Source organism: Fibrobacter sp. (assembly GCA_024398965.1).
GTDB lineage: Bacteria > Fibrobacterota > Fibrobacteria > Fibrobacterales > Fibrobacteraceae > Fibrobacter.
Map to the genome: position 1 here is coordinate 52,601 of JAKSIF010000014.1, position 18,292 is coordinate 70,892.

The 18,292-nt window shown below is 50.4% G+C and carries 18 protein-coding genes and 1 tRNA gene; 3 read left to right on the top strand and 16 right to left on the bottom strand.

What is annotated here, in order from left to right; all coding sequences use genetic code 11:
* Positions 1-25 precede the first annotated feature (25 nt).
* The 4 genes from MJZ26_07720 to MJZ26_07735 all read right to left on the bottom strand — a co-directional run bounded on the left by MJZ26_07720 (position 26) and on the right by MJZ26_07735 (position 3,983).
* Positions 26-763: a hypothetical protein gene (locus tag MJZ26_07720; GenBank protein MCQ2105665.1), complete on the bottom strand. Its 738-nt coding sequence runs from the start codon at positions 761-763 to the stop codon at positions 26-28.
* Position 764: 1 nt separating this feature from the next.
* Positions 765-1,994, bottom strand: coding sequence for a lamin tail domain-containing protein (locus MJZ26_07725; protein MCQ2105666.1), 1,230 nt, complete (start codon positions 1,992-1,994; stop codon positions 765-767).
* A 93-nt stretch (positions 1,995-2,087) separates the two neighbouring features.
* Positions 2,088-3,008: a M23 family metallopeptidase gene (locus MJZ26_07730; protein ID MCQ2105667.1), complete on the bottom strand. Its 921-nt coding sequence runs from the start codon at positions 3,006-3,008 to the stop codon at positions 2,088-2,090.
* 213 nt (positions 3,009-3,221) lie between these two features.
* Complete coding sequence (locus tag MJZ26_07735; protein ID MCQ2105668.1) at positions 3,222-3,983, bottom strand: Nif3-like dinuclear metal center hexameric protein; 762 nt, start codon at positions 3,981-3,983, stop codon at positions 3,222-3,224.
* Positions 3,984-4,196: 213 nt separating this feature from the next.
* Between MJZ26_07735 and metK the strand changes: the two genes are divergently transcribed.
* Positions 4,197-5,393: a methionine adenosyltransferase gene (gene metK, locus MJZ26_07740; protein ID MCQ2105669.1), complete on the top strand. Its 1,197-nt coding sequence runs from the start codon at positions 4,197-4,199 to the stop codon at positions 5,391-5,393.
* A 98-nt stretch (positions 5,394-5,491) separates the two neighbouring features.
* On the opposite strand, the gene MJZ26_07745 is transcribed toward metK, so the two are convergent.
* The 12 genes from MJZ26_07745 to MJZ26_07800 form a co-directional block, all read right to left on the bottom strand.
* Positions 5,492-7,270: a carbohydrate-binding protein gene (locus MJZ26_07745; protein ID MCQ2105670.1), complete on the bottom strand. Its 1,779-nt coding sequence runs from the start codon at positions 7,268-7,270 to the stop codon at positions 5,492-5,494.
* 90 nt (positions 7,271-7,360) lie between these two features.
* Positions 7,361-9,109: an ATP-binding protein gene (locus tag MJZ26_07750; protein MCQ2105671.1), complete on the bottom strand. Its 1,749-nt coding sequence runs from the start codon at positions 9,107-9,109 to the stop codon at positions 7,361-7,363.
* 3 nt (positions 9,110-9,112) lie between these two features.
* A complete protein-coding gene (locus MJZ26_07755; GenBank protein MCQ2105672.1) occupies positions 9,113-10,531 on the bottom strand; it encodes an MBOAT family protein in 1,419 nt (472 codons plus the stop codon).
* An 8-nt stretch (positions 10,532-10,539) separates the two neighbouring features.
* On the bottom strand, positions 10,540-10,926 hold the full coding sequence (locus MJZ26_07760) for a hypothetical protein (protein ID MCQ2105673.1): 387 nt from the start codon (positions 10,924-10,926) through the stop codon (positions 10,540-10,542).
* A gap of 129 nt (positions 10,927-11,055) precedes the next feature.
* Positions 11,056-11,128, bottom strand: a tRNA-Asn gene (locus tag MJZ26_07765).
* A 119-nt stretch (positions 11,129-11,247) separates the two neighbouring features.
* Positions 11,248-12,264, bottom strand: coding sequence for a pseudouridine synthase (locus MJZ26_07770; GenBank protein MCQ2105674.1), 1,017 nt, complete (start codon positions 12,262-12,264; stop codon positions 11,248-11,250).
* A gap of 207 nt (positions 12,265-12,471) precedes the next feature.
* Positions 12,472-13,107 (bottom strand): nicotinate-nicotinamide nucleotide adenylyltransferase, encoded by a 636-nt coding sequence (locus tag MJZ26_07775; protein MCQ2105675.1) that lies wholly within the window; start codon positions 13,105-13,107, stop codon positions 12,472-12,474.
* Entirely contained in the window at positions 13,097-13,693 is a 597-nt protein-coding gene (locus MJZ26_07780; protein MCQ2105676.1) for a hypothetical protein, read from the bottom strand. Before MJZ26_07780 ends, MJZ26_07775 begins: the two co-directional genes overlap by 11 nt.
* Positions 13,690-14,097 carry a hypothetical protein gene (locus tag MJZ26_07785; GenBank protein ID MCQ2105677.1) on the bottom strand — a complete coding sequence of 136 codons (408 nt, stop codon included), beginning with the start codon at positions 14,095-14,097 and terminating at the stop codon, positions 13,690-13,692. Before MJZ26_07785 ends, MJZ26_07780 begins: the two co-directional genes overlap by 4 nt.
* A 2-nt stretch (positions 14,098-14,099) precedes the next feature.
* The gene (gene rsgA / locus MJZ26_07790; GenBank protein ID MCQ2105678.1) at positions 14,100-15,317 is read right to left on the bottom strand and encodes a ribosome small subunit-dependent GTPase A; all 1,218 of its coding nucleotides are present in this window, start codon (positions 15,315-15,317) and stop codon (positions 14,100-14,102) included.
* Positions 15,307-15,636 carry a hypothetical protein gene (locus tag MJZ26_07795; protein MCQ2105679.1) on the bottom strand — a complete coding sequence of 110 codons (330 nt, stop codon included), beginning with the start codon at positions 15,634-15,636 and terminating at the stop codon, positions 15,307-15,309. The genes rsgA and MJZ26_07795 overlap by 11 nt, the downstream gene beginning before the upstream one ends.
* A 51-nt stretch (positions 15,637-15,687) precedes the next feature.
* Entirely contained in the window at positions 15,688-16,074 is a 387-nt protein-coding gene (locus MJZ26_07800; GenBank protein MCQ2105680.1) for a hypothetical protein, read from the bottom strand.
* Positions 16,075-16,242: 168 nt separating this feature from the next.
* Between MJZ26_07800 and MJZ26_07805 the strand changes: the two genes are divergently transcribed.
* Positions 16,243-17,178 (top strand): geranylgeranylglycerol-phosphate geranylgeranyltransferase, encoded by a 936-nt coding sequence (locus MJZ26_07805; protein MCQ2105681.1) that lies wholly within the window; start codon positions 16,243-16,245, stop codon positions 17,176-17,178.
* 251 nt (positions 17,179-17,429) lie between these two features.
* The coding region (locus tag MJZ26_07810) for an amidophosphoribosyltransferase (protein ID MCQ2105682.1) at positions 17,430-18,292 on the top strand (863 nt) is incomplete at its 3' end.

The window sequence follows — 18,292 nt, forward strand, 5'->3', positions numbered from 1 at the left end:
AGAATACCATAACAGAACCGTCAATCTACAAGATAGTCTTTTTATTCAAATTTTTGCGGAAGCCTCCCCCGAACCACTCCAAAGATTCATTGGAAAAGCCGTAGTAGCTACCGATTTCGAAGGCATCGAACCGTAGAACCAGAGAAACAGAGACCCCAAAACCAGGGAACCGGTACGATGACAGAAATTCAAGAAAGGCGAACCGAAATCGGCTTCCCAATTCCACAGAGGTTCCATCAAATTCAACAAAAGATCCAAAACGATTTCCATCCAGATGCAAGCCCACTACATAGTCTACGGAAAGTAGTTCTTCAGTCCAGCTTTCTAGTACACCTCCCAAAGAAAAGCATCCCCTACGAAAGGAAGTTCCCACTTTCACCAGATGTCTCGTCCACTGATCGCTTAGAATAGGAACCCACTCCATGGAAAATCCGTAACCTAATCCAACAGCCAGCCCCTGCCAGATATAGGCGCCAGCCGCCTCCGAATAGGACCTCCGGTAAATGGAATCCATCATTAAAAATGAACTTTGAAAACCAAGCCTGTAGGAATCCGACCCAAACTCGCCCTGAGCAAGAAAGGCGTTCTCCGAGACCTGGGCAACGCCGTAATAGGCAAAGCCGAAAGAGGGATCCGCGGGCCTTGCCGGAGACACTCCCACTTGGCTATCCAGACGTCCTGCAGGAAGATGAACAAATTCCGGCTCCCCCGATACGGAATGGGCCAGCGGGGCTATCAACAAGATAAGAATAGCGATCCACATATTACGGTCTCAGGAGAATGCCAACCGTATTCTCGAAACGGCCTGCAGTAAGCGACACATAGGCAACGCCCAGTCCGGGCAAGTCCCTCAGGGGAACATCCCACCAGCGGTTAGACCCTGCGGGAGCCTGCGCGTGCCATACACTACGGCCTGCGGAGTCCAGCAGTCGTATCTCTACGGGCACATCCCCTTCCACGTAAACCCGCAGGGGGTTCCCGCCGGCACGAAGAACCCGAGAAGAAAGCTTGTACGTGAAGGGTTCCGTCAGTTTCTTCCCCACATCCAGCCTTCGCTGGAAACCAGGCGTATTCTCCCCTCGCCCCGAAAGAGGGTTAAAGCCCGAGGGGCATGCAACCGTCTTCTTGTCCCAGGACACACTGTCTACAACCTGCTGGCCGAAGCAGACGGAAATGTTTCCCGCCGTATTGTTCAAATAGCCCATGGCGACTTGAAACAGCCTGACATCCTTATAGCCGATAAATTCCCGAAGCATCAAGGTATCTCGGGTAAAGACCATGGACTCGTATGGCCCAACGACTCCTTTCCACGTCCCTCCACGCCCGCAGAAACGGAACTTGTCCAGAGCCACAGGCTTGTCCGTCCGGTTATAGACTTCGACCCACTCCGGCTCCGGCTCAAGAGGACAGTGATGAACCTCGGTTATGACCAGAGGGGATTCTCCCGTTAGGCTATCCACACCGGACACGCCAGGCTCATCATCGGGCAATCCATCTTGCTGTTCATAGTAGGCGTCTTCCACCCCCGGGGTTGGTAACGTCAGCTCCCATCGGTCAGACTCCTTTACCCTCTGGAAGGACTTTCCCGCTTTGGGCTTCGACAATCCCACGGAGTCTGGGCAAGACCTTTCAACACCGCCCCACAGGGAGGAACTTTCGGTCCAAAGTTTCCAGTAGGATTCCCTGGAATTAGGAAGCGTCACCCCGCCAAGCTCCCCGCAGGCAACCCCGTCTCCCTCCGGACAGTACGCCAGGTCATGAACCAGGACAAGGCGCTTCCCCTCCGGATACAAAAACCGCAGGGGTTCCTTCTCCTCAAATTGAACCACAAGGGTATCGGGAAGTGCATCTCCCTCATTCCGGTCCAGCCGGATTTCAACAAACTCCCCCTCGTTATCGGGAACATCCGACGGATCCGGGAAGATTTCCACAAACAGCGGACAAGCCATGGCTCGTGCCACAGCAAAAGAACAAAATACCTTAGAGATTTTCAAACTCCCTCCAGGGGAGTTCCATCCTTAGCCAGTCCAGCCGGCGCTATTTTTTCGGATGGCTTGCGTTCCTAGGTCAGACCACTAACTTGAGAGTTAGTCTATGGAGTGGTCGTTGGGAAGCATGTAAGCAAGCGGGTTCACCGGGTTGTTGTTCACCCATACCTCGTAATGGAGGTGGGGACCAACAGAAAGGCCCGTATTTCCCATGTAGCCAATAACCTGGTAACGATGTACAAGTTCACCGGGCTGGACCAGATACTTCTGCATATGGCCAAAGCGAGTCTTGATTCCGTTGCCGTGGTTCAAAGTCACGAAATTACCGAAGGAGGAACTGAGCTGAGCCACTTCCACAACGCCATCGGCAGGAGCAAAAATCGGGGTCCAACGATCGTTGGAAATATCCACGCCCTGGTGCATCTTGCCTACCTGGCCGGTCACCGGATGAATACGGGGGCCGAAGGAGGATGCATAGCGACCCTTGGTCGGGGCGATAGAAGGAATGTAACGCCAGAGAGCCATCTTCTGGTCCATGTAGGCGTGCATCTTCTTGAAAGAAGCATCGTTGTTAAGAAGCTTTCCCTGGATACGGCTGGATGTTTCGCTAAGGATTGCCATCTTTTCCATAACCGGAGAAGTCTTGCGGAGCAGAAGTTCCTCGGGGCTCACGGCACCACCGGTACTCAACTCACGGGAGGCCTCGTCCTGAGTAGGCAGGCTAAAACGAGCGTAGACTCGGTTCTCGTCCCTAAGGAATTCCGCAGTGGTGTTGGAAAGGTAATCCATGGTTTCCTGAATCTGGGACATTTCCTGATTCAGTTTCTGGCGGTTATGAAGCTGGTGCTTCAGGATGCCATCATAAATCGTTGTGGATGCGACCTGGACCGCAAAAAGAACCAGGCCAAGGACCACGAACACACGAAGTACAGGCCATGCCTTAAAAAGGAAGGCAGGAACATGCAGCGTCACAGAACTGGTTGAATTCTGGAAGTGTATGGTGGTCTTCATGAAATCCATGGGCGCGAAAGTAGTAAAATGCACCCCAAAAAAGGAGTATTTCAACTCACAAAAAGTTCCACAAGTGTTCCCAAGAATAGCCCCAAATGAACGTAACTTGTTGATACTCAATGAGTTATAATTAAGTGGACGGAAATGTAAAAAATCCACTTTTTTCGCAAAAATCACAAAAAAAAGCCCCCTTTCGGAGGCCTTTTCAAAAAAAACACATTTTTACACTGGATTGTCCAGGTCAACGAACTTTGACGGAATGCCAAGTTCGCATTGGATTTTTTCGGCCAGGGCCCGTACTCCAAAAACCTCGGTACGATGATGTCCACAATTAATCAGGTTGAAGCCAAGTTCCTCGCAAGTAATGGGAACTGCTTCCTTGATTTCGCCGGTAATGAAGGCGTCAGCTCCCAGGGAGATGGCCTCTTCGATTCCGCTGGCACCGGAGCCGCTGCAGATCGCCACCTTCTTGATGGTCTTGGAGCCATACATCAAACGGTTCTGCACCCCATGAGGAAAGGCCTTTTCCGCCTGGGCCAGGAATTCATCCTGAGTGAGAGGCTGGGAATATTCACCAATCCATCCCACAAACTTTTCTCCTTCAGGCAGGAAACCCTGCAAGTTGGAAAGGTTCATGGCTTTGGCAATCAGGGCGTTGTTGCCAACTTCAGGATGCCCATCCAGAGGCAAGTGGAACCCATAGAGGGAAATGCCGTGCTGCATCAGGCGACGCATGCGTTCACCGAACTTACCGACAAGAACCCGGTCCTCCCCCTTCCAGAAACCGTTGGGATGATGGACTATGATACAGTCCGCCTTCTCTTCGATGGCGACGTCAATGAGGCGGTCGCGGAAGGAGACTCCCGTGACGATTTTAGTCACCTTGTCATTAGCCTCGACGCAAAGGCCATCGGTACAGTAGTCATGAAAAGCCTGCGGAGAAAGCAGGTCGTTGAGCCAGGAGGAAAATTGCTTGAGTTCCATGCCGGGAAAGGTAGTAAAGAATTTTCCATAAACTTAGGATTCCATCTTCTTTTTACAATAATTCATTAGCCAGCGTTTTCGCAAATTTGTAAATTTGCGTCCGTAAAAATTCACATAAACTAGGTTCATCTGGTGTTGTGGTTGCCGCGATTTTGCGAAACACGTACAAGGGTCGGCATTCATTTCGCGCCTGATGCCAAAAAGGAGCCAATAATGGCACATTATCTCTTTACTTCTGAATCCGTATCCAAGGGTCATCCGGATAAGGTCTGCGACCAGATTTCCGACGCCATCCTGGATGCCTGCCTTGCCAAGGACCCCGCCAGCCGCGTCGCTTGCGAAACTTTGGTGAACACCGGTCTCGTTGTGATTTCTGGTGAAATCACCACCAAGGCAGACCTGGACTACCAGGCTATCGCCCGCGAAACCATCAAGAACATCGGCTACACCGATTCCGAAATCGGTTTCGACTACAAGAGCTGCGCCGTCATGGTCGCTGTAGACAAGCAGTCCCCGGATATCGCCCAGGGTGTTGACGCCAAGGCTGCAGAAGGTAAGGAAGATGACAAGCAGGGTGCTGGCGACCAGGGCATGATGTTCGGTTTCGCCTGCGACGACACCAAGGAACTGATGCCGCTGCCCATTAGCCTCGCCCACAAGCTCATGGAAGAAATCCAGAACCTCCGCGAAAAGGGCAAAATCAAGTGGCTCCGCCCCGACGCCAAGTCCCAGGTTACTGTTGAATACGACGAAAACGACAAGCCGGTTCGCGTAGACACCGTGGTGATCTCCACCCAGCACGAAGAAAAGGTGAACGGCAAGGAACTGAAGCACAGCCAGATCGAAAAGGAAATCATCGAAAAGCTGGTGAAGAAGGTGATCCCTGCAAAGCTCTTGGACAAGAAGACCCGCTACCTCATCAACCCCACCGGCAAGTTTGTGGTTGGCGGTCCTCACGGCGACTGCGGCCTCACCGGCCGTAAGATCATCGTGGACACCTATGGTGGCATGGGTCGTCATGGTGGTGGCGCATTCAGCGGTAAGGATCCTTCCAAGGTGGACCGTTCCGGCGCATACGCCGCACGTTATGTAGCCAAGAACATCGTAGCCGCAGGCCTCGCCCGCCGTTGCGAAGTCCAGGTTGCATATGCCATCGGTTACTCCAAGCCCGTTTCTGTTCTGGTGAACACCTTCGGTACCGGTAAAATTGACGACCGCAAGATCGAAGCCCTGGTCGCTGACCACTTCGACTTGTCTCCTGCAGGCCTCAACAAGATGCTTGACCTGAAGAAGCCCGGTTACATCGCTACTGCCGCCCTCGGTCACTTCGGTCGCGAAGGCAAGCGCTTCACCTGGGAAAAGACCGACAAGGCAAACGCCCTGAAGGCCGCCGCCGCTAAGATCAAGTAATCACAAGCCGAGAGTCGCATAGGTCACCACGACTCTCTTCGCGGTTCTCCAAATGGAAAAGCCCTCGGATTTTAGTCCGAGGGCTTTTTCGTAAGGTTCTACCTCACCGTCACAAGGGAACTGCGGTTCATACCAGGCGCAGTCACTCGCATCAGGTAGATACCGGCAGGCATGCCCCGAGTCAACATCGGGATGTCCCGGGCAGCTTCGGCCCTGACGTTTCGAACAGTCCGGACAACCTCGCCCTTGGTATTGAAAAAGCTTACACTGTCAGACTGCTGAACCATGTTCAGCACGTTCATGGGAATAGCCGTAACAGACGTATCCGTAACAACCGTATCCTGCGGATCGGGGTCGACTGCAGGATTCTCCGGTTCCTCAGGAACTTCGGGTTCTACAGCCGCTTCCAGCAAGGTAAGGTCAAACTGGTCCAGGTTGGGGCCGTCCTTGCCGCTGGCAGTCGTGAACTTGATTTCGTTTTCACCAGCCCCCAGTTTCAAGTTAAGGGACTTGGTGGGCCAGGTGGTCCAATTACCGGTCATCGCAAACGTTTCCGTCACAGTATCAGTCACGTTCTTTCCGCTTGAGGTAATAGTCAAGGAACGGTCTTCCTTGGAACCGTTGGTGTAGTCCAAGTCCATTTTATAAAGGCCAGCTTTTTCAACAGAGACCTTCACCGTCAGGGAACCGCCAACGTCGAAATTCACATAGCCAGTTCCGGCGAAACCCGTATTGGAGCTTTCCAGGAATCCGCCATCAATAACGCCGGCTTCAGCCTGGTAAGCCTTTTCCTCTACCGGTTCCGGAGGTGTGGGAGGAACATAGTTGGCATCGCAAACCGTGGGGCTAGACAAGGTGGCGCCAGCGTTGGCCTTCACAGCAGATTCTACATCATTCACATTCAGCATATAGCCGGTGTAATCGTAAGGCGGCGTAAAGGAGGAGCCATTCCCCTTGGTATTGCCAGAACAGCTAGTATACTTGTTGTCAATGACTTCGGCAACGCCGATAGTGCCGGCAAGTCCCAGATAAATCGGTTCACGTTCGTTAATGAAATGGTTTCGTTCGGAACGGATGCGGCACTGGTAGCCGGGAGCCATACCCAGGACATCGGTACCGGCAGAAATATTGGCGTCGGCAGTAATCAGGTTGTTCATCACATGGATGTTACCATAACGGCAACGGGGCTTGCGCTGTGCTGCGGCCACCCACCAGTTAAAGGCGTAGGTCACGTTCAACTTGCCTTCGCTTTCCGGTTCAGAATCGCTACTACCAATGAGGTTGGAAAGGTTATGGGTGCTGCGCTTCTTGTAGCCGAACTTGCACCAGGTAAAGGTTACGTTGTCGGCACCCTTCACCACGTCGGCATTACCATCCTGGCCATCCCAGAATTCGCAATGGTCAACCCAGATGTTGGTCGGGTACTTACCGGAGCTACCTTCAATGACAATGTTATCCCAGGCCTGGTCTGCATTGGAGCCCGGGCCCTCGATAACAATGTTACGAAGAATAATGTTCTTGGCAGAGCCCGCAATACGGATGCAGGCGTTCAGCTTGGTTCCGGCCTTAAGGCCCACGATGGTCTTGTTCTGGCCATCGATGACAAGGCGGCTTCCGGAACGGTTAAGCCAACCATCGCCCAATGTGCCGTCGATGTAGATGACCTTAGGGGTCGAGCCCTTTACCAGACTTTGAAGCTGGCTAAAACTGCGGACCGTGTCGGCAGCCACATTGCCACCGCCGGTGACTTCAAAAGCAGTAGCGGTACGGCCACTACGGGTTGCCCATCCAATAGGTTTGCACTGATCTACAGCCGCCAACGAAATGGATACGGATGCGCATAGAAATAATGAAATTTTCCCAAACATTTTTTTCATGATATTACTCCCGTGCACCAAACAAAGCTCTTAGAAAATAATAAAAGAAAATCCGTCGAAAAGAAAAAAGACCGCAAATGCGGCCTTTTTCTACTTAATCAGTTCCTTGGGAAGGAACTTCTTTAGGCATTCTTCCAGTTCATCCATCCGGACAGGCTTGCACAGGTAATCGTCAAAGCCTTCCTGCAGGTACATTTCTCGGGCACCTACAACGGCATTGGCTGTTAGCGCAACAACAGGCGTAGTTGCACAAAGGTTGTTAGCCATCTTCTTGCTTAGCTTCAGAGCCTCGATGCCATCCATGCCCGGCATCATATGATCCAGGAAGATAAGGTCATAGTGTTCCTTTTGAATCAGAACAAGAAATTCGTGTGCACTGGCACATGTGAAAGTCTGGACTTCCATGAACTTCATAAGATGTGTTGCGACTCGAAGATTCAAGTTATTGTCGTCCACCACAAGTATTTTTGCATCGGGAGCGACAAAGGACATCTTCTGCGACACCATCTTGTCGTTGAATTCCTTGTGCCTTTTTTCAAAGTCACCTATGGGTGTTGCATTTTCAATCTTCTGGGGAAGCAGAACCGTGAAGGATGAACCCTGACCATAGGCACTCTTTACATCAATGGAACCGTTCATGCCGCTAACCAGCTTGCCTGTAATAGCAAGCCCGAGCCCCGTACCTTCCACAGTTCGGTTTTGTTCAAGATTCAATCGTTGGAAACTACTGAAAAGCTTGGGCATGTCCTCTTCTCGAATACCAATACCGGTATCCTGAACCTGAATCATCAGATAGGCCACATCTCCATCCACATGGTCCAACTTGACCCTGAAAAAGACCTCTCCAGACGACGTGTACTTTACAGCGTTACTCAGAAGATTCAATACGACCTGCTGGATTCGGACAGCATCACCTATTAACGTACAGGGAACATTCCTATCCACAGACACCATAGGCTTCAGGCCCTTCTGTTCCGCCTTGACTGTAAACATATTGGACACATCGTTCAGCACGGAGCTTACATCGTACTTCTTGTTCACAATTTCCATCTTGCCAGCTTCGATCTTGGAAAAATCCAGAACATCATTGACGATGGAAAGAAGTAACTGACTTGCGCCCTTGATATCTTCGGCATAGGAAAGAACCTGACGGTCCTTGCTTTCGCGAAGAATCATTTCATTCATGCCCATGATAGCGTTTATGGGAGTACGAATTTCATGACTCATATTGGCAAGGAAACTGCTCTTAGCCTGGTTGGCATCTTCTGCACGACTTTTGGCAAGCACCAGTTCCTGCTGGAACATTTCCAGTTTGCGGATTTCATCATCCACATCTTCCAGGGCTACAACAAAACCATCTACCCCATCCCTATCGTTAGACTTGATGAAGTGAACACGATGATAACGGTACTCACCAAACTCAAGCGCCTGGCACTGGATGCTGAAAGCTTTCTTTGTTTGGAGGACCTTGATTACATTGTCAAACTGGGACTCTCGATAAATCAAATCCTTGTCATCGGGATGGACAATGGCATGAAGCAAAAGGTTCATTCCCTTATCGTAATTCAAATCTAGGTTCAAGTTCTTCACATCGCCCAGTTTGGAAATAAGTGTTTCGCCCATGGAATAGGGAATCACTTTTCGGGTTTTGGCATCCACATAGCAGACGGAGTCAAAGGTGGTTGCCAAGGTTTTGATGATATCAAAATTTTTCTGAAGCTCATTCTTCATGGCAAGCTGCGCCTGGGCAGCCTGCTTGGACTTGAATCGAATAAAAACGAAGGCTGCAACAAGGAAGACAACAACAAGGACTGACAACAGGATTATTTCAAAAACCATAGCCTAGAACTGGAAATAAAGGAAAGGGTTGTAGCTCTGAGTAAACAAGGCCAGAACCGCCAATACAAAAATCAATAAAGCTACGGAGACTCGCTTTACACTAACTTTATTGCACCAGTCATAGGATCTAAATTTCCAGAAGGACAGCAGCCAAGCCAAGGCCATGAAGAACAGGCAACTGGGAGTGAATATTTCTGCACTCAAAATGGCATCCGCTCCACTGACTGCGTTAAGTCCGAGCATAGCCTTCCACATACGCCAGGCTTCACCAATGTTGTCGGCACGGAACAGAACCCAACCGAAAAGAACGATTACCTGGGTAACAAGCAGCTGCACAAACTTGGGAGCCTTGGCGTAGAAAGCCTGCTTGTTGTTCGCGCGTTCCACAATCATAAAGAAGGCATGGTACAGGCCCCAGCAAATAAACGTCCAGTTGGCGCCATGCCACACGCCGCTGACAAACATCACCATGAACAGGTTGAAGTACAGGCGAGCCTTCCCCACACGATTGCCACCCAAGGCAATATAAAGATAGTCGCGGAACCAGCTGGTAAGGGAAATATGCCAACGCTTCCAGAATTCCGTAATGCTCAGAGAGCGATAGGGGCCATCGAAATTCCTGGGGAAATGGAACCCGAGCATTAGGCCAAGACCGATAGCCATGTTGGAATAGGCTGAAAAGTCAAAATAAATCTGGAACATGTAAGCCAGCGCACCCCACCAGCTATTCAAGACACCAGGAGCATCCGCGGCAAAGACCCGGTCTGCAATGATGCCCACCTGGTTCGCCAGGAAAATTTTTTCTCCGAAGCCGAAGCAGAAGAAGACCATGCCTCGGACAAAGTTTTCAAGCGTGTGGGTTCGAGTATCAAGTTCTTCCGCCACCGTATTGTAACGGACTATAGGCCCCGCCACCAACTGGGGGAATAAGGCCACGTAGCATGCGAAGGTCGTAAAATTCTTTACCGGAGGTGCCGTGCCACGCCATACATCAATGGCGTAACTCATGGACTGGAAGGTATAGAAGGAAATACCCACAGGCAAAAGAACGGTCATCACATGGAACGGTTCTCCGCCGAATTTTTCTACCACAGCGTTTATGGCGCCCATGCCAAACATGTAGTACTTAAAGAATCCCAGGGCACCGAGGTTCACCACCACTGCAAGAGCCAAGCCCAAGTTGCGTTGCAGCCTGCTTGCGCCTTCTGCGGAAATCAGCTTACCGGCAATATAAACCACCAGGGTGGAACCGAACATCAAAAAGACAAGCCATGGTTCCAACCAGCCATAAAAGATATAGCTGAAGACCGTGATGAAAAAATTCAGGTAGGAATGCCTTGCGCCCAGCTTGAACAGCACAAAGTACCCGACAAGGAACGTCGGAAGAAAATAGAACAAGAAAAGCTGGGAAGAAAAAACCATATAGGAATTTATTCGTTGACCTCGATTGCCAGGTAACGGGGGCTTTCGTCATCGAAGTATTCATCTTCCACGGCTCCGTCCCAATTGCCTTCCAGAGGAACCAAGGTCAGCTTATGCTTTGCCTTGGCCTTGAATTCGCTAACGTTACCCTTGGACTTGTCAGCCATCTTGTCCTTCACCTTGCCGCGGGCAATCAGCGGATTGTAAACGCCCACCAGGATTTCCTTAGCGTCCATGCCAGAAAGCACCTTGTACTTGAACACATACACGTAGCTATACAGATCGTTGCTGGGCATCTTGCCCGGGATTTCGGTCAAGCGACCTTCTACAGAAACAGGATCCGCAAAAGCGAACATGGCTAGTGCAAAAAGAAGAGCAATCAGTTTCTTGAACATGGGAAACCTCTTAAAAATAACTCCCACAATTTATAAAAAAAGGAATCTATCCAAATGAAGAAGATAGCGCTCCCTAGAGAAAATGCAGAAAAAAAAGAAAGGCGCTTAACTTTCGTTAAGCGCCTTTCGCTGCTTCACTTGGACTCGAACCAAGGACAACGCGATTAACAGTCGCGGGCTCTACCAACTGAGCTATGAAGCAATCAGGTCTTTGGGATTTCTCTCATCGACGGGCACAAATATAGATATTCAGGAACATTTGTCAAGGGCAAAGGGCAAAAAAAGTTGATTTTTTTTTGAAAAAAGTCGAATTTTTTCAGGTCACACCAGCTTGGCCATGTCCTCAGGATACTTTTCGCAGGAGAACACCCTCGGTTCCTTCCAGTAAGGCAGCTGGATTTCTGCCTTGTAGGCGTAAAGCATATGGCTTCTGCCACCGAGCACGGCATAATCCTCCGGCGACAAGGCGTCTTCCTGGCTCAGTTCCCCGCGGGCGCGGGCCTCTTCCACCTTGGCGGTCATCTTGTCGTAGTATTCCCCACCGAAGCTGTAAAGACGGTCTCCCAAAATGGGATACCCCAACTCTGACAGATTGGCGCGAATCTGGTGCTTGCGGCCGGTAAGAAGTTCCGCCTCTACCACGGAATAGACCTCTTCGGATCCGTCCACAGCGTTGATGCGGACGCCTTCACGAATCTTCCTGAAACGGGTATGGCAAGGCTTGCCGTCTTCCAGATGGTGCATGCGAATCCGGATATGGTCCGCCGGGTCTTCGCGCAGGGGCATTTCGCAATCGATCAACGCACCTTCCGGAGTCTCAGGGAAACTTCCGCGGACCACCGCCATATAGAACTTCCGCAGCAGAATTCGGTCCAGGTTCTTCTGGAACCTGGAGGCGGTTTCCGCATACTTGGCAAACAGCATCAAGCCGCCGGTATCACGGTCTAGGCGATGCATGGGCGTCGCCGTCTCGTAGTCCGTTCCACGACGGATAATGGACGTAAAGGTATTGTAGAAGATTCGTCCTGTATGGTGGACAGGAACGCCGGCGGGCTTGGCCACCAGCATAAACTCTTCATCTTCAAAAACGATTTCGTAATCCGTAGGGACTTCCGGTTCCGTGTAGTTTTCTACGTGATAGACGACCTTGTCGTTCTTGTGCGCAACCGTAGAAGCGTTGGCCACAACGCCATTGATGGTTACAAGACCCCGAGCCAGCTTGTCGGCCCAGTCCATCTTGGAGTGATACGTAAAGCGGGCGCACAGGGAATCCAGCAGAAGCCAGCCGTTATGTTCCGGCTGGACAACGCTTTCAAAGTACATATCTGAAGGAACCATGACTATTACAATTATGATTTATGAATTATGAATTACGAGGTTCGAGCTATTGATTATTGATGATAAAAAAATAAAAATGTAGATAAAGGCGCTTCGCGTTCAGTATAAAACGGCGCAGCCATGATTACAACCATTTTTCATCCTTCACTCTTCATTCTTCATCCTTCATTCTTCATTGTTAATTGTTAATTGTTAATTGTTAATTGTTCATTCTTTATAAAGCCCACGTTCCCTGATGAACTCGTACACGCTCGGCTCAAGCCCCTCGGGGCATTCATTGTAATTGCAAAGCAAGGACTTGCGGATTGCAGTACTGGAATAGACTCCTTCAAAGCCTTCCTCGGGCCCAAGCCACAGCAGGTCCGCATAGCCATTGGCCTTATGCTTTGCTAAGTCCGGTTTGTTGTACCCCTTGCGGGCAAAGATGATCAGCTCGATATCGCGAAGCAGCAGGTGGCCGTTGTAGTTGGTGCCAAAGAAATTCATCGGATCGCGCCAATGAGGAATTCCGTCATAGGTATCCGCACCAGTCAGCAGTCTAAAATTGATGTCCGGGAAACGTTCCTTAAGGCCCATCAGAAAAACATAGGAACCGCGAAAGTCGCCCTGCTCAATCTCCAGGTCGGAAAGAACCAGTCGCGGGTCACCCTCCATGGCAATTTCCAGCATGGCAAAGCGATCCTCAGGGCTTGCATTCAAGGTCTTGTCCCAACGATCGGGACTGGGCATGAACCACACCTCATCGCAGAATCCACGATCCAGGCAAGTTCGAGCCACTTTCATGTGGTCCATGTGTACCGGGTCAAAAGCCCCTCCCAAGACAGCGACATTCTTAGAAGACATAAGTCGCAAATCCCAGGTTAAACTGCAAGCGAGAGCCCTTCACATCTCTTTCCTTGAATGGATCGTAATGACCACGAACCCAGCGGTACTCCACCTCGGCAAAGAGAATCGTTTTTACGAAAACGTTCAACATGGAACCGAAACCGGCGCCCCATTCGTTCCAAGCCACGTCCCCAAGGTCACTTAATTCCTTGACCCTGGAGTAGGAACCCATGATGTAGAAAAGCCCGAACATATGAACACCAAGTTCAATGTCAAAGGCAGAATGTTCAACCTTGTAATCGTCATGGTCCTCAAAGTTCTCATCGTAACTGGAAAAACCGTAACCAACACGAGCAAAGCCCATTCCAGGGAACCATACGCCGAGCATCGGTTCAATTTCGCTCAAGCCTAGACCACGCTCCGTACCTACACCGGTACCGGAACCAAAGTCAAGAGCAGCACCAAGGAAGAAAGGGGTTCGTATTCCACCAGCGCCACCTGCGGCACCGGCATCGCCACCAACAGAGGCGCCAGCAGTTTGGCCAAAGCCAAGGTTAGATACCAAGGCCACACAAGCAAGAATTTTTAAAAGTATCTTCATCATGCCACCAAAATTACAGCAACGGCAATGCCCGTCAAGATGTTCACCAAATAGTCAATCTTTGAAACCTTAAAGAAACCCGGGTCAATTTCATTATTTTTCAAGATTCTAATAATCTCCTGATGGGACAAGAAAACGGTCACCACCATCTTGAACGCAAGGAGCGCCACAACCCAGGGCGCAAAACCAGAAAAATACGTCAGTACAACAAAAGTCAAGGACAGTGTGCCAGTCAAAAACATGTTGGTCTTCATGACGGAACTGTCATCGGATTCGCTTTCAGCAGCAAGGGTCTTGAATTCCTTGATTTTCTCGCAAACGGACTCGTAACTGGACAGGAACTGAGACAAGTTATAGCCTATCAAAACCACAGCCGCAACCAAAGTTATTTTCACAGCGATATCCATACTTACTTCCCCGAGTTTAGAATACGGATATAGCTGGCATAACGAGCGTGGGACAGGGAACCGTTCTCTACGGCAGCCCGAACGCTACAGCCAGGTTCGTGGACGTGAATGCAGTTACTGTACTTGCAGGTAAACAAGTCATCTTCAAAAAAACCGGGGAAAATCTTCGCAAGAGTCTCTGCCTCCAAGTCCATAAGACCGATGGATCGGATACCCGGGGTATCGATGACGTAACCACCACCCGGAAAATCAAAAAGGCTGGAAGAGGTGGTCGTGTGGCGGCCCTTGCCATCACGTTCACGGACTTCACCGGTGCGTAGGTCGGCCTCGGGAACTAGGGCGTTAATCAAGGTGGACTTGCCCACACCACTCTGGCCGCTAAACACGGAGGACTTGCCCACCAGTTCCTGGCGAAGAACTTCTAGACCTTCGTTGCTCTTGACACTAACCGGAATCACCTTGTCGGCAATGCTCATGAACTCGCGGATATCATCGGACAAGTCCGCTTCACCATTGGGAAGCAAGTCCATCTTGGTCAGGACAAGAATAAAGGGCAGGTTGTTCAGGTTGGACGCCAGCAGGAATCGGTCCATAAAGCCGTAGTTGAACTCGGGCTGGGTCACGCTGGCCACAATCACCACCTGGTCGATGTTGGCAGCCAAGGTCTGTTCCTTATAGAAACTGTCACGAGGGCCGGGGCGCTTTAGCAAGCTCTTTCGCGGAAGGACGCGGACAACGCAGTATTTCTGGGAACCAACGCCATCGCCTTCGTCTTCCGCATCGTTGACCTGTCCCAAAAGTACGCGGTCGCCTACGGCAGGAAATTCACCCAAGGTCTTGGACGTTGTGGCGCGGTACATGGCGGTGACAATATTAGCGGAAAGCGGAGAGTTTAAAGGAGAAAGGGATTCTGAGCTACTTTCGTCTTTCGTATCCAACCGCACTTCGCAGGTGCGACGATGAACTTCAAGAACAAGTCCCTCGACGCAGTTTTCCTCACCGATGTTCTCGATAGGATTCTTTACCTTCTTGATCTTTGCCTTCTTGAACTCGCGACTGTAACGTTCCTTGATGGGGCGCTCATCAACAACGCCGGATTCCATCTCCTTCATGACGTCAATACGACGGCTGCGATGGTCACGACGGGTGGGGCGAACAGAACGGAGGGGCGCGGAGTCCTCTTCTTCAAAGTCGCTGTCGGCATCGAAATTACTTCGCATCGGCTTCCCCGTTCTTCAAATTCTTACGTTCTTCAACAAGTTTCTTGGCAGCAAGGCCTGCGGCAGAATCGTCCCGTTCGCGGGCCTCGTCAAGTTCCGCCTCGGTTACCGGACGGCCCCTGCGAATGGATTCCATAATGAAATGGATTGCCTTAAGGCGGCCATTGCACTTTTCAATACAGTTTTCATAGAAACCGCGAGTCTTGTAGTCCCATTCGGGCACAATATCGGAAGCATACAGAAAATGCTCGATACAGATGGAAAGCTGGTCCGCTTCCCTGCGAAGGTCCTCAATCTTACTCTTGGTGAAAAATGCCATGAAAAACAATATAGTAATTCAAAGGAGTCGCATTACGCGACTCCTCTTTAATTAGCCCACAGAGGCTTTCCATAGTCCGTGCAAGTTGCAGTAGGCAAAGACCGCTACAGGTTGCACGCTTTCTTGCATCTGGAATTCATAGCAAGGCGGTTCCTCCGGCTTCAGGTAATGGATTTGAATCCCCGTCACCGTCTGCAACGCAATCCATTCGATATAATGCGACTGGATCATGGGATGCGCCTCGGTTCCAATGGACACCATGATGGAACTATTGAACTGTTCCACCACAGGGACATGTTTTTCCTTGGAAGCATCCACGGTGTTTGGGACAATTTCCTCCATAGGCATTCCGCAGCAATGGACCGGGATGCTGGAGTTTTTGACGTAGAATATGATATTTCCGCAGACAGGGCAGCGGAAGAACTTCATGTTTTCCATAATATCCTCCTTCTTAGGAATTGATGGTACCCCGTAATCTACGCAACTGCCTAGAGCAAAAACCAGCGTTACTCCAGTTAAATAAATATTACAGCGAAACAAGTCGTAAATAAATCTCTTGGCTCGCTTCTTGCTATCTTTAGGTCAATGCTTTCAACGATTCTAAAAATGACCCGTCCCGTGAATATCGTCATCGCCGTGGTGACCTTGTTCATCGGGTATTTTCTGCAGGGAGTTCTCGATCTTGGTGCCAGCGATGTTCCTGCTTACAGCCTTGTTCTGCAAGCTCTTGGCTTTGCCTTCGCCATCGGTTTTGGAAACATCCAAAATGATGTCCTTGATTTTGAAAGCGACAAGCTGAACCGTCCTGAACGCCCGCTACCCAGTGGCCGCATAAGCATTGGCACGGCAAAAACAGCATGGATCGTCATGGCAATTCTTACCGTCATGTGCGGAGTTGCCGACGGAATTTTATCCGGGGCCTATGCAACGCCTTCCCTGTTCTTTGTGGCACTTGTCCTTCTGCTTATCGCCTACAACAAAAAGCTGAAACACATTCCCCTGCTGAAGAACATGACGGTTGCATTTCTCTGCGCCACCCCTTTAATCCTGAACTTACTTTACACGGTCGTTGTTATTGACAAGACTACCATCGCATTTTCCGCCCGACTTGGAAGCCTCTACCCTGCCATGTTATTTGCGTTTCTGCTTACCACAGCCCGCGAAATCTACAAGGACCTTGAAGACGAATCCGGCGACCTAAAAGCTGGTATCATGACTTTCCCCTTAATAGCAGGCGCCCCCACAGCACGACGCCTGGCAGGCGCCCTAGCCATTTTCTGTTGGGTCCTCCTGCCTCTACCAGTCATGCAAGGTTATTTTTCCAAATGGTTCTTGATTGTCGCCGCCACCACCCTTACCCCAACCCTTGGAGCAGCTATCATTTCAGCCCATCAAAAGAACTACCACAGAGCCCAAGGCCTGATCAAGATTGCCATGTTCCTGGGATTAATCGCTTTGGTGGTAAGCACCGTCGTAGAGCCTCACTATATCAGCATATATACGGCTACATATACACAGGTGAAACCAACCTTGAAGTACTAGAATTGCGCTTTTTTATCGCAAAAACACATTTTCAGAAATTGTAAAACAAAAACTTCAAAAAAGGTTATTTTTACACAAAATGTAAAGAAATTGCCGTTTTTAGGCTAAATTCGCCAAAATTTTTCAAATTTTCACCCTTTGTGCCTTTTCAAAGGGTGTTTATTTTTTTGCCGCTTGATTCTCCTGCTTGCACCGATTCTGGTGAGCTACGGCCCTTGAGGCAGGGAGAATTTCATTTCCAAAGAGGCGTTATGCTCGAAGAAATTCATGAAGAATGCGGCGTTATCGGCATTTTCAATGGCGAGAACGTTGTCCGCAATGTTACCATGGGTCTGTACGCGCTGCAGCACCGCGGTCAGGAATCCGCAGGCTTTGCAGTGACCGACGGCGACAAGATTCGCGTCCGTAAGTCCATGGGTCTGGTCTCCACCCTTTTGCAGGAACACAACGTTGACGAATGTCCGGGCAACACCTGCATCGGCCACGTCCGTTACAGCACCACAGGCGCAAGCACCCTCGCAAATGCCCAGCCAATTCTGGTGAGTTGCAAGTGGGGCCAGCTGGCTGTAGTTCACAACGGCAACATCACCAACGCAACCGAACTTCGCCAGGAGATGGAAAACGAAGGTCACATCTTCCAGACCACTTCCGACTCGGAAATTCTTCTTCATGAAATCGCACGCACAGAAGCCGATGACTTGGGACAAGCAATCAAGAAAGCTATTACCAAATTCACCGGCTGTTTTTGTCTGATTTTCATCAGCAAGGACACCATGTACGTGGCCCGCGACGGCTTCGGTTTCCGCCCCCTTTCCATCGCCCGCATGGGCAAGTCCTGGTGCGTGGCCTCCGAGACCTGCGCCTTTGACCTTCTCGGTGCCAACTACGTTCGCGACATCCAGCCTGGTGAATTTCTTACCATTACGACCAACGGTCTCCATTCCGAACGTTTCACCCAGAAGGATCGTCTGGCCCACTGCATTTTCGAATACATCTACTTCAGCCGTCCGGACTCCAAGATCTTCGAGCAGTCCTGCGACAAGGTCCGCCGCAAGATGGGTAAGCAGCTGGCCAAGGAATGCCCCGTGGACGCAGACATCGTCATTTCCGTCCC